We start from the raw sequence: 12427 nt of genomic DNA on the forward strand, positions 1-12427 counted from the left end.
AACCTCCCGTAACACACCGGTCCGTACGCCGAACCCCGTCGCACCTCCGATGGCACTCGTTGCTCCCGCCCGGGGCGGGAGCCACGCCAGCACGGACACGGCCCTGCGCAGCCGCTGATTGAGGGGCCGTCAGTATTCTCCGCGGTGACCGCGCCCTAGTCATCCGTGATCGCCGCAACGAGGGTGCACCACTTCGTATACGAGGCATGTACCGTGCGGTGCATGAAGTCTGTCACCGTGTCGATCGACGTACCGCAGACTCCCGAGCAGGTCTACGACTTCCTCGATGTCATGGCTCACCACGAGCGATTCACCGACCACTACCTGACCGACTGGCGCTACGGCGGCCCCGGCCGCGGCATCGGATCGCGCGCCACTGTCACTGCGACGCTGGGCGGCATGAAGACCGACGTCACCATCGAAGTGGTCGAGGCCGAGGCGCCCCGGCGCATCGTCGAGCGCAACATCAGCGCGGCCGGCCGACGTCTGGCCCACGGCACCTACACCATCGAGACGCTGTCAGCCGGTGGGAGTCGCGTCTCGTTCACATACGCCTGGACGCGCGCGCCTGTCGCCGACCGCCTGCTGGCGCCCGCCGTCCGGGCCACGATGCGGCGGGCCAACGGCAGGGCCGTGCAACGCCTGGCCGCGGAGTTGGCTCGGCAGGTGCCCGCCGCCGACTCGTGACGGCACTGCGTGCCAGGGACGAGGGTTCGCACCGGTGAGGCGTACAGGAGCGCCGGTGCCCGCGTCCATGCGTCGCTCACCCCGGTTCAGGGCGACCCATGTAGATCAAGACCACGTCGGGGCCGACGGCGGACGCGCTGTCGCCATCCGGCGGCCCGCGGCCGTGGCGTACGTTCTTCGTGGGAACTCACGGTGGCGTCCTGGTGATCCGCCTCGGGCGCAGTGAGTCGTCGGGTGATGGAGGCGGCATGGCCGGTAAGAAGGCGGCGAAGTTGCCGCGCGCGGTGTACGAGAAGGAACTGCTGCGCCTGCAGACCGAGTTGGTGAAGGTGCAGGAGTGGGTGCGTGCCGAGGGTGCCCGGCTGGTGGTGGTCTTCGAGGGGCGGGACGCGGCGGGCAAGGGCGGCACCATCAAGCGGGTCGCGGAGCATCTCAATCCGCGGGTGGCGCGGATCGCGGCGCTCCCGAAGCCGACCGAGCGCGAACGCACGCAGTGGTATTTCCAGCGCTACGTGCAGCATCTGCCCGCCGCCGGGGAGATCGTTCTGTTCGACCGGTCCTGGTACAACCGGGCCGGTGTCGAGCACGTGATGGGCTACTGCACGAAGGAGGAGCACCAGCTCTTCCTGCGGCAGTGCCCGATCTTCGAGCGGATGCTGGTGGAGGACGGGATCCTGCTGCGCAAATACTGGTTCTCGGTGAGCGACTCCGAACAGCAGGAGCGCTTCCGGCGCCGTCTGGAGGATCCGCTGCGCCGCTGGAAGCTGTCGCCCATGGATCTGGAGTCGATCACCCGTTGGGAGGCCTACTCCCGGGCCAAGGACGAGATGCTGGTGCACACCGACATCACCGAGGCGCCCTGGTACGTCGTGGAGAGCGACGACAAGCGCCGGGCCCGGCTGAACATGATCGCCCACCTGCTGGACACGCTCCCGTACCACGAAGTGCCACCGCCGGTCCTCGAGCTTCCGCATCGGCCGTCCTCGACCGGCTACCAGCGCCCGCCGCGCGATCTGCAGACCCACGTTCCCGACCACGCGGCGAGCCTCTGAGCAGGCGCTCAACCCCCTCACGCCCGCCGGGTACGGCACCGACGGGGCAGGTGGAGCGGTGCAGCACCGTGTGGGCGGCGCGGCCTTGCCCGCTTCGCTCACCCAGCGCCATCGGCATGACAGCGCACGGATGACCAAACTGGATCAAAATGGACAGAACATCCGGCGGAATCGCACAGAGGCGCGGTGATGCACGTGAACGCCGAGCACGACGAGGAAACCAGCGAGGAGCGTGACCAGTACGAGGGCGAACTCGGAACCGAGGACACCGACGACTACACCGAGCCCGAGCCGTACGACGAGGAGCCGGAATCCTACGACGAGGAGGATGCGGCCACAGCCCGCGAGGCCACCGTCGCTCCGGACGGCGAGACGGCCGGCGGCCCCGTGGCCGCCGACGCGAACCCCGACGTCTTTCTCGATGTTCCTCTGCTGAAGGTCGACGAGATCGACCTGGACGTCGAGAACCTGCGCGCGCATGTCTCACTGCAGGCCGAGGTGCTGGATCTGCTGAAGCTGAACGTGGGCGCCGACGTCACGCTGGGCCGGGTGAGCCTGGGCATCTCGGGTGTGGAGGCACAGGCCCAGCTCAAGGTACGTCTCGACAATGTCGCGATGATCATCAACCGGGTGCTCACCACGCTCGATCGCAACCCGGAGATCCTGCACGAGTTGGCGCGTGGAGTCGGGTCCGCCGTGCAGGACGTCGGCGGCGGAACCCGTCAGGCCATCGGTGAGCTGGGTACGGGGGCCGGAAGGGCCGTCCAGGACGTCGGCCAGGGTGCCGGGGCCGCCGTCCAGGACGTGGGCCGCGGGGTCGGCTCAGTGGCGAAAGACGTCGGGCATGGAGCCGGAAGCGCCGTCCAGGACGTGGGCCGCAGCGCCGGACGCGCGGTGGAGGACGTCGGCGGGGAGGCGGGCCAGGCTGTCGGAAAGGCCGGCGAGGAAGTCGGCGGTACCACCGAGCACGTGGCCGAGAAGGCGGCAGGCGTGACCGGAGCGGCGGGCGAAACGGTACGGAAGGGCGGCCACGCCACCGCGGACGCCCCGGACGCGGCGGGCGGCGGTCCGCGCCGCACCGAGTCGGCCGGACGAAGTACGGCGCGCAGGCCTGCCGACGAGGACCGGCGCCGCCGCGGGAGTCAGGGCCACTCCCGTCCTCGCCGCGCGCGCGGCGAGGACGGGAGACTGCCGCCCCGGCCCAGCCGCCGCACCACCGAGGAACGCGAGGAACCGCCCTGAACGGCAGGCACCGGAGCGGAGAGCCCGGTGTGGGACATCTCGTTCCGGTCGACGGTCCGCGCCGATCAGCTCCGCTTCACCGAGGAACCCCGGACAGCCGTCCGCTTCCCCGGCAGCGGGGACCGGGAGTCGACGAGCCACAGCGACCGGACCAACCTTCCTGCCCGAGTCCTCCCCGGCCAGGAGTACCACGACGTCACCGTCGTCTACCGCCTCGCGACCCGGCTCACCAGCGAGCCGGAGGGCGGACGGAGCGGCACCGACGGCACGGACGGGTGATGAAGCCACCGTTCCGGCAAGACGGCAGCCCCGTTCCTGCAGAACGAACGAAAAGGCTCCTCCCGCGGCGGCAGCGCCCAGGCCACCGTGCACGAACTGCGGGAGATCCGCGCCGCGGTGGCCGCCCTCAGCGGGCGCCGACCGCCGCCCGCTCTCGAGCCGCACGCACAGCCGCCGACAGACTGCCGATGTCGTAGGCACCGTGGTGTCTGCGCCCATTGACGAAGAACGTGGGGGTGCCCGCCACTCCGCTGAGGTCGGCCGACTCCACGTCCTCGGCGATACGTTCCGCTCCCCTGGGGGACCGCATGTCGCGCTCGAAGCGCGCCACGTCCAGGCCGATGTCCGCGGCGTACCGGCGGACATCGTCCAGGCGCAGCGCGCCCTGGTGGCTCAGCAGGAGATCGTGCATGTCCCAGTAACGACCCTGCGCCGCTGCGGCTTCCGCCGCCTCGGCGGCCAGCTGTGCGTGGACGTGGACGTCCCTGAGAGGCAGGTGACGCCAGACGTAGCGCACGTCACCGAAGTCGCCGAGGAGCTCGCGGACGACCGGTTCGGCCTGTCCGCAGTGCGGGCACTCGTAGTCGCCGTACTCCACGACCGTCACGGGTGCGTGCCGCGGTCCGCGCACGTGGTCCCGGTCGGGATCCACCGGCACCGCCAGATCGACGATCGTCTCGGCGTTGCCCAGCAGTGCCCGCCGCCTGGTGCGGCGCGGCAGTGCGGCGATGACCGCGGTGACGAGCCTGCTGGTCAGGAAGGAGCAGACCACCGCGCTCAGAATGCCGATCTTGGCGTCCTCCAGTTGCGTTCCCCGGAAGGCGAGGGTCGCGATGAGGAGGGAGACCGTGAACCCCACTCCGGCCAGGGTTCCGCCCACGGTGACGGCTCCCCAGCCGATCGGTAGGCGGATGCGGCCGCGGCCGAGCGCGTACGTCAGCGCGGTCCCCCCGACGACGCCGAGCGGTTTGCCGAGGACGAACGCGAGGAGGATGCCGAGTGTGACGGGCGAGGTGAACGCCCGGCCCAGTTGGTCGGCGCCGAGCCGGATACCGGTGTTGGCCAGGGCGAAACAGGGTACGACGACGTGGCTGGTCCACGGGTGGTAGAGGCCCTGCAGACGCTCGTTCGGAGAGAGGGTGGCGGCGAGCCCCGCCCGTACCGAGCGTTCCAGTTCAGGCGTCGGCTGCTCGCGGAACTTCCGGAACAGGCCCGTGGCGTGTTCGAGGTCGGCGCGCGCCGCGGGATAGGCGTACGTCAGGAGGCCCATCGCAAGGCCGATGACCACCGGATCCACGCCCGACTCGACCAGCGCACCCCACGCCACCAGCGCCAGCAGCGCGTAGACCACGCCTCGGCGCACCCCGAGCCCGCGGACGAGCAGGATGACGACGAACGTACCCACCGCGACGAGCAGCGCCGGCACCCTGATCCGGTCGCTGTAGGCGACGGCGATGACCCCCAGGGAGAGGAAGTCGTCGACCACGGTGATCGTGAGGAGGAAGACCCGCAGCCCGCTCGGCATGCGGCGCCCGACGACGGCGAGCACGCCGAGGGCGAAGGCGGTGTCGGTGGACATCGCCGCTCCCCAGCCGTGCGCGGACCCCCGGCCCGCGTTGAGCGCGAGGTAGACGGCGACCGGCACGAGCATCCCGCTGATGCCGGCGGCGAGCGGCAGTGCGAGTCTTCTGCGGTCGCGCAGCTCGCCCATGTCGAACTCGCGGCGTGCCTCCAGGCCGACGACGAAGAAGAACAGCGCCATCAGTCCGCTGTTGACCCATTCCCGCAAGGACAGCGACAGGCCGTGAGCGCCGATGCCGACGGACAGGTGGGTGTTCCAGAACGTCTCGTAGGCGTGGGTGGCGGCGTTGGCCCACACAAGCGCCGCAAGCGCCGCCGCCACCAGGACGGCGGCGCTGCCCGTCTCGGTCCGCAGGAAGACGCGCAGCGGTGAGCCGGATTCACCGCAGGTGCTCTGGCCGGTGAAGTCGCTCGGTGGGGCGGACATGCTCACCCGCGCACGCGACGATCGACACGTGGTGTCGGCGAGCCCGGCACGTCCCCGAAGCCGGCCGCTCCTGGAGCGACCTCGCACCCGTGCGGCGTCCGCGGTGAGCACGGCGCCCACGGCGTCGGTGCGGTGCCTGTCGAAGGTCTTCTCCAGCCGGTCAGCAGCTGTGTGAGGACGGTACTCATCTCCACCTCGCACCGAGTGTCGTGTTCGGCCCCTGATGTCGGCGCAACAGCCACGGCCCGGTCTTCATTCCGTGGGCGGGAAGGTTCTCCCAGGTCGAGAGCCCGGTGTGGTCACGAGCCGGTCGCCCGCACGGCGCGGAACCGGGCCGCTCCGGAGAGCATACGGGCGAGGGCGTCCAGTTCGACGGTGATCGACCCCGAGCCCGGCAAGTCCTCCGGCACAGGCCTCGGGTCTCCGTCCGGCCACCGCTTACGGCAGCGATCCCCCTGACCGGGGCATCCCCGAACGCGCCGGGCTCCACCAGCCGTGTCAAACACTCATGATGCGGATCGGCCGCTGTCGTCGACCGCCTCGTCGTCCACCCTGATCAGGTGCAGGGACGTGCTGGACCAGTCACCTGCCGGCAGCTCGGGCGTGATCCCGTACCCCGTCAGTACGGACGCGTGGTGCACGGCGCCGGTGGCGGCGTCCCGGTAGCGGGCGGCGGGATCCAGGCCGGCGAGCCTGAGGGCGGGGCGGGGCATGCCGTGGCGGGGTGCCCGCTGCCACACCAGCACGAAGACCTCCCGGCGGTCCTGGGTGCTGTACTGCACGGCGGTCGGTCCGTCGTCGACGGGACCCCGCAGCCGGTGCTGGGTGCCGTGCTGCACGATGTGGCGGACTTCCTTGTACCGCGCCACCATCTCCGCGCCCTGGGTGAGTTCCTCCTGGGTCCAGTGTGCGAGGTCCCCGCCGACCGCCAGGACGCCCGCCATCGCGACGTGGAAGCGGTAGCGCATCGGCACCGAGCGGCCGGTGAGCTGGTTGGGCACATCCGTCACCCATGCCGCCATCACCCGTGCCGGGTAGATCTGGCCGAAGCCGTGCTGGATGGTGACGCGGTCCGCCGCGTCGGTGTTGTCGGACGGCCACGCCTGGTCCGTACGGGAGAGGATGCCCAGGTCGACGCGGCCGCCCCCGCCGCTGCACGTCTCGATCCGCAGCCCGGGGTGGTCGGCGCGCAGCCGGTCGATGACGCCGTAGAGGTTGAGCACGTACCGGGTCCACAGCAGGTCCTGCCCGTCCTCCTGCGCCGGCCAGCCGGCCTCGCTGAAGGCGCGGTTCATGTCCCACTTGAGGAAGTCGATCGCGTTGTCCGCGACCAGCCGGGTCAGCCATGTGTACGCCCACTCGGCGACGTCGTCGCGGGCGAAGTTCAGCACCAGCTGGTTGCGCAGTTCGGTGCGGGTGCGGTGCGGGAAGTGCAACACCCACTCCGGGTGCGCCCGGTAGAGGTCGCTGTCCGGGTTGACCATCTCGGGCTCCACCCACAGGCCGAAGCGCATGCCGAGCCGGTGGACCTCCTCGACGAGGGGGCCCAGCCCCTGCGGGAACCGTTCGGCGGCCGGCGCCCAGTCGCCGAGTCCGGCGGTGTCGTCGCGGCGACCCCCGAACCAGCCGTCGTCGACGACGTAGAGTTCCACGCCCAGCTTCGCCGCCTGGGCCGCGAGCTCCTTCTGACTGGTCTCGTCGACGTCGAAGCCGGTGGCCTCCCAGGAGTTGAACAGCACGGGACGCGTCTCGTCCGGGTGCGGGAGCACATGGGCCAGGACGTAGGCGTGCCAGGAACGGCTCGCCCCGCCGAAGCCGCGGTCGGTGTAGAGGGCCGCGAAGCGCGGGGTGGTGTACTCCTCGCCCGGGCCGAGGGGCAGAGCCGTTCCGTCATGTCCCGCGCCGCCCGTGAAGGCCGTCCGTCCGTCGGACGTGCGCTGCACCGTGAGGTGCCAGCCGCCGCTCCATGCCAGGGCCGCGCTCCACACCTCGCCCCGGTCCTCGGTGGCATCGCCGGCGTCCAGCATCAGCCACGGGTTCGCGTGGTGGCTGGTGATGCCGCGCCGGCTGGTGAGCACGGTCTCGCCGTGCGGGACAGGCTCGCGGTGCAGCAGGCCCTCCGCCGACCACTGGCCCGTGACATGGCTGATCCGGTAGTCGTCGCGCGGCGGCAGCGTCCAGGCGGCAGAGTCCGCGCGGAGCACCGCGATCGGTTCCCGTCCGGTGTTGCGCAGCACGGTCCAGCGCTCGATGACGTCCGTGTCGTCGTGGACGCGGTAGTGGAGCGTGACCGCCAGCGGGTAGTGGCGATCACCGAACTCCAGGGCGAGTTCGGTCGTTCCGGGTGCCGGTTCGCTGATCCGGTGGTCCAGATGCGCCCACTCGAAGGCGCGGGTGCCGTCGGCGAACCGCACCCGGAGCGACGGCGCTCCGTACCGGGCCCCACCGTCGACCGGCAGCTCCTCACCGGCCGGTGAGCGGCCCTCGAAGCTGCTGACGTCCCCGGCATGAGGCGGCACGAGTCGGCCGACGGCGGCAAGGGGCAGCCTCGGTCCCCAGGCGAGGTGGCAGGGCGCTCCCGTGTGGTCGATCCGCATCGCGTACGACGTGCGCACCGTGGAGAGCAGCCAGACACCGGAGGTGGGGTCGAAGGAGATGGCAGACATTGATCCTCACGTTCGGAGAGTGCCACACAGGGGACCGGGACCAGTGCGCAGCCAACCTTGCCTCTGATCACATGTCAATCCCCTGTCCATATCTCTGTTTTGCAGGCTGACAGGCTCGGTGACTGATCGTCAAAAGGAGCATGCTTTTTTTATTGACAGCAGAAAAGAAGCTCCCTAAGTTTCCGGCCATGCGCTCGACCGACTCCCACGGGGCGGCCCCGGCCATGACACCGGCCGCTTCCCTCGTCTTCACCACCCTGCTCTCCCACGGTCCGCTCACCCGCGCGGAGGTGGGGCGGCGGACCGGGCTCTCTCCGGCCGCCGTCACCAAGGCGGTCCGTCCGCTGATGGAGCTCGGCTATCTGGTCGAGGGTGTGGACGAAGAGGCCCGGCCGGCGGTGGGACGTCCCGCCAACCTGGTCTGGGTGGACGGAGGCAGGGCGCTGTTCATCGGGATCAAGGTGACGGGCGACGAGATCATCGCCGTGCTCTCCGACCTGTGCTGCCGTATCCGGATCTCCCGGCACGTACGGCTGACGGGCCGCGAGACGGAGGCCGTGCTCCCCGCCCTCACCGCCCTGGTGCAGGAGTTGCTCACGGAGGCCGACGGATTCGGTGTCCGGGTACGGGGGCTGGGCCTCGCCATCTCCGGGGACGTGGACCGCGCGAACGGGGTCGTCCGCTACTCCCCCTTCCTGGAGTGGCGCGACGTACCGCTCGCCGAGATCGTCGGGACCGCGACCGGGCTGCCGGTCACGGTCGACAACGACGTGCGGGCGCTCACCGTCGCCGAGCACTGGTTCGGGGCCGGAGTCGGCCTCTCGGACTTCGCCCTGGTGACCGTGGGTGCCGGCATCGGCTGTGGCCTGGTCGTACACGGGCGGGTGGTGTCGGGTTCACACGGCGTGGCCGGTGAGATCGGCCATCTGTCCCTCGACCCGCTCGGCCCGCTCTGCCACTGCGGCAACCGGGGGTGCGTGGAGGCGATCGCGGCGGACCCCGCGATCGTCCGCGCAGTGCGCGAGGCCACGGGCAAGCAGGTGACCACCGCGGCCGAGGCGCTGGATCTGGCCCACCGCGGAGACCCCGGTGTCCGAGAGGCCTACGCACGGGCCGGCGAAGCCATCGGCAAGGCCATCGGCTCCCTGGTGAACCTCCTCGGCCCCGAGCGGGTGGTCATCTCCGGGGAAGGCCTTGCCGCCTACGACCTTTTCGCCGAGGGCATCCGGGACGCGTTCGCCGCCTCCGCCTTCGGTACCGCCTCGCAGTGCGACGTGATGACACGTCCCCTGCCTTTCGAGGAGTGGGCACGTGGGGCTGCGGCCACCGCGATCCAGTCCTTCATCGGATCAGAAACCTACGAGGAGAAGCAATGACGCTGCACAGCCGCAGCCTCCGGACCGCCGCGGGTCCCAGCCGCAGGACGGTGCTTCACGGGCTGTTCGGTGTCGGGGCCGCCGCCCTGGCCGTGCCCGCTCTCGCCGCCTGCGGGGCAGGGGGCGGGTCCGACCCGAAGACGGTGACCTTCGGGTCGAACGGCGGGGACGCCACCCCGAAGAAGGCCTACGCCGCGGTGACGGACGCCTTCCGGAAGGACAGCAGCCTCACGGTCAAGACGAACGTCGTCGACCACGACACCTTCCAGAAGAGCATCTCCACCTACCTGCAGGGCACCCCGGACGACGTCTTCACCTGGTTCGCCGGCTACCGCATGCAGTACTTCGCCAAAAAGGGCCTGGCCACTCCCATCGACGACGTATGGGCCAAGATAGGCGCCGGCTACAGCGACGCCACCAAGCAGTTGTCCAAGGGCGAGGACGGGAAGTACTACTTCGTCCCGCTCTACAACTACCCATGGGCCGTCTTCTACCGCAAGAGCGTCTTCCGGCAGCACGGCTATCAGGTCCCGACCAACTGGAGCCAGTTCGTCGCGCTGGCCAAGCAGATGAAGAAGGACGGCCTCGCGCCGATCGCCTCCGGCTACGGCGGCGGTGACAGCTGGAGCATCCTCGGCGCCTTCGACTACCTCAACCTCCGCGCCAACGGCTACGACTTCCACATGTCCCTGATGAGGGGCCAGGCCGCCTGGACGGACGCCCGCGCGGCCAAGACGATCGACCTGTGGCGCGAGCTCGCCCCCTACTACCAGGCCAACGGCGGCGGACGCTCGTGGCAGGACGCCGCCCAGTCGCTGCTCGACAAGAAGTCCGGAATGGCGATCATCGGTCTCTTCCTCGGCCAGCAGGTCACCGAGGAGTCCCTCCGCTCCGACATCGACTTCTTCCCCTTCCCGGAGATCGACCCGACCTACGGTCAGGACACAGTCGAGGCGCCCACCGACGGTTTCATGCTCAGCCGCAGGCCGAAGAACCCCGACGGTGCCACCAAGTTCCTCGAGTTCCTCGGCAGCGCGAAGGCCGAGGGCATCTACATGGGCATCGACCCGAGCAACGTGGCCGTCAACTCCGGCGCCGACAAGGGGTCGTACAACGCGTTGCAGAAGAAGGCGGCCGACCTCATCGCCGGGGCCAAGCACATCACCCAGTTCGGTGACCGCGACAGCGACCCCGGATTCATCTCCACCGTGGTCGAGCCCGGCTTCACCGAGTGGCTGAACCACCCCGACGACGGCTCAGCCCTCCTCAAGAAGATCGAGTCGCAGCGCTCGCGCTTCTTCACGGCCTGATCCCGCGGAAGGGTTCACCATGTCCTCCGTGCGCACCATGCGTCGGTCGCCGTCGCACGCACATCCTCGTCCCCGCCGGCTCGGTCCTGGTGACCGCCTCTTCCTGGCCCTCGTCGTCGGCATCCCCGTGCTCGCCCTGCTCGTTTTCGTGTGGCTGCCGGCGCTCGCCTCCATCGGCCTGTCCTTCACCAGCTGGGACGGCCTCACCCTGTCCGACATCCACTGGGTCGGGCTGGGCAACTACCACCAGATCTTCACCAACTACCCGCCGTTCTGGCCGGCCGTCGGGCACAACGTGGTCTGGCTGCTGTTCACGGCGCTGCTCCCCACCCCGTTCGGGGTCTTCCTGGCCTACCAGCTCGACCACAAGATCCGTTTCACCCGCTTCTACCAAACGGCGATCTTCATGCCGATGGTGCTGTCCCTGGCGGTCGTCGGCTTCGTCTGGGAGATCATCTACAACCCCGACACCGGCCTGCTCGACGGTGTGATCGGCCACGACATCGACTGGCTGGGCGATCCCCACCTCAACCTGTGGGCCGTCCTGGTCGCCTCCGGCTGGCGGCACACCGGCTACATCATGATCCTCTACCTGGCCGGGCTGAAGGGCTTCGACCCCGCCCTGAAGGAGGCGGCCGCCCTCGACGGCGCCAACGGACGCCAGACCTTCCTGAGGGTGGTGCTGCCGGCCCTGAAGCCGGTCAACATCATCATCCTGGTCGTCACCGTCATGGAGTCACTGCGCGCCTTCGACGTCGTCTACGTGCTCGGAGGCGGTACCGGAAGCAAGCCCGGCATGGAACTGCTGTCGCTGCTCATCACCGACAACATCATCGGCGAGTCCAGCCACATCGGATACGGGTCCGCGCTCGCGGTCATCCTGCTCGTCGTCTCCCTGGCCGCGATCGGGACGTTCCTCGTCCAGACGTTCCGCAAGGAGGACCAGTGACCACGACCGCCCCGCCGCCCACCCGCCGGTCACGCCCCTTGCCCGCGTACCGCGCCGCGACCTCGAAAGGGCCCAAGCGGCAGACCGGACGGCACATCCTGCTCGGCGGCATCGCGCTGCTGTGGCTCGTCCCGCTGCTGTGGGCCGTGTACACCTCCCTGCGCCCCTACTCCGACACCACCCGGCACGGGTACCTGTCCTGGCCGCACAGCATCAGCCTGCGGAACTTCACCGACGCCTGGGAGCAGTCGGGGATGCCGCACTTCTTCTGGAACTCCGTGCTCATCACGGTTCCGGCGGTACTCGGCACCCTCTTGTTCGCCGCAGCGGTGGCCTTCTTCGTCTCACGGTTCGACTTCCGCTTCAACATCGCGCTGCTGATGCTGTTCACCGCGGGGAACCTTCTCCCCGCCCAGGTCCTGATCACTCCGCTGTACCGGCTCTACCTTCTGGTACCGCTGCCCGCGTGGATGAGCGACTCCCTGCTCGTCTACAACTCCCTCTGGGGCATCATCTTCATCCACATCGCCTACCAGTGCGGATTCTGCACCTTCGTGCTGAGCAACTACATGAAGACCGTCCCGAAGGAGATCTTCGAAGCGGCTCTCGTGGACGGCGCCCCGGTGTGGCGGCAGTTCTTCCAGATCGTGCTGCCGCTGTGCCGCCCGGCGTTCGCGGCGCTCGCGACCCTGGAATCCATCTGGATCTACAACGACTTCTTCTGGTCACTCGCGCTCATCGAAACGGGTGCCAAGCGCCCGATCACCTCCGCCCTGGCCAATCTCCAGGGCGCGTACTTCACCAACCCCAACCTCATCGCGGCAGGTGCGCTCCTGACCGCGATGAGGATGGGGTTGG

10 protein-coding genes are annotated in these 12427 nt (G+C 69.6%); 8 read left to right on the plus strand and 2 right to left on the minus strand.

Going from position 1 to position 12427, the window contains the following annotated elements; all coding sequences use genetic code 11:
• Nucleotides 1-222: 222 nt before the first annotated feature.
• The 4 genes from BZY54_RS47170 to BZY54_RS47185 all read left to right on the plus strand — a co-directional run bounded on the left by BZY54_RS47170 (nucleotide 223) and on the right by BZY54_RS47185 (nucleotide 3260).
• On the plus strand, nucleotides 223-687 hold the full coding sequence (locus BZY54_RS47170; protein ID WP_086731451.1) for an SRPBCC family protein: 465 nt from the start codon (nucleotides 223-225) through the stop codon (nucleotides 685-687).
• A 248-nt stretch (nucleotides 688-935) separates the two neighbouring features.
• Nucleotides 936-1739: a polyphosphate kinase 2 gene (gene ppk2, locus BZY54_RS47175; protein WP_086731452.1), complete on the plus strand. Its 804-nt coding sequence runs from the start codon at nucleotides 936-938 to the stop codon at nucleotides 1737-1739.
• Nucleotides 1740-1928: 189 nt separating this feature from the next.
• Nucleotides 1929-2981: a hypothetical protein gene (locus BZY54_RS47180; protein WP_425276395.1), complete on the plus strand. Its 1053-nt coding sequence runs from the start codon at nucleotides 1929-1931 to the stop codon at nucleotides 2979-2981.
• A gap of 27 nt (nucleotides 2982-3008) precedes the next feature.
• Nucleotides 3009-3260: a hypothetical protein gene (locus BZY54_RS47185; protein ID WP_086731454.1), complete on the plus strand. Its 252-nt coding sequence runs from the start codon at nucleotides 3009-3011 to the stop codon at nucleotides 3258-3260.
• A 127-nt stretch (nucleotides 3261-3387) separates the two neighbouring features.
• Here the strand turns inward: BZY54_RS47185 and BZY54_RS47190 are convergent, their stop codons facing one another.
• Together BZY54_RS47190 and BZY54_RS47195 are read right to left on the minus strand one after the other, a co-directional pair.
• Nucleotides 3388-5268 (minus strand): Na+/H+ antiporter NhaA, encoded by a 1881-nt coding sequence (locus tag BZY54_RS47190; protein ID WP_208640980.1) that lies wholly within the window; start codon nucleotides 5266-5268, stop codon nucleotides 3388-3390.
• A gap of 506 nt (nucleotides 5269-5774) precedes the next feature.
• Nucleotides 5775-7934, minus strand: a complete 2160-nt coding sequence (locus tag BZY54_RS47195; protein WP_086731456.1) for an alpha-galactosidase — start codon at nucleotides 7932-7934, stop codon at nucleotides 5775-5777.
• A 188-nt stretch (nucleotides 7935-8122) separates the two neighbouring features.
• On the opposite strand from BZY54_RS47195, the gene BZY54_RS47200 reads away from it, so the two are divergent.
• From BZY54_RS47200 to BZY54_RS47215, 4 genes are all read left to right on the plus strand, one after another.
• Nucleotides 8123-9310, plus strand: a complete 1188-nt coding sequence (locus BZY54_RS47200) for an ROK family transcriptional regulator (protein WP_244217695.1) — start codon at nucleotides 8123-8125, stop codon at nucleotides 9308-9310.
• Nucleotides 9307-10620: an ABC transporter substrate-binding protein gene (locus BZY54_RS47205; protein ID WP_086731457.1), complete on the plus strand. Its 1314-nt coding sequence runs from the start codon at nucleotides 9307-9309 to the stop codon at nucleotides 10618-10620. Before BZY54_RS47200 ends, BZY54_RS47205 begins: the two co-directional genes overlap by 4 nt.
• 19 nt (nucleotides 10621-10639) lie before the next feature.
• On the plus strand, nucleotides 10640-11569 hold the full coding sequence (locus BZY54_RS47210; RefSeq protein WP_086731458.1) for a carbohydrate ABC transporter permease: 930 nt from the start codon (nucleotides 10640-10642) through the stop codon (nucleotides 11567-11569).
• Nucleotides 11566-12427 (plus strand): carbohydrate ABC transporter permease (locus BZY54_RS47215; protein ID WP_208640981.1); only part of this gene is annotated, 862 nt, incomplete at its 3' end. The genes BZY54_RS47210 and BZY54_RS47215, both read left to right, overlap by 4 nt.

This window comes from Streptomyces carpinensis, from assembly GCF_002154505.1.
Taxonomy (GTDB): domain Bacteria; phylum Actinomycetota; class Actinomycetes; order Streptomycetales; family Streptomycetaceae; genus Streptomyces; species Streptomyces carpinensis.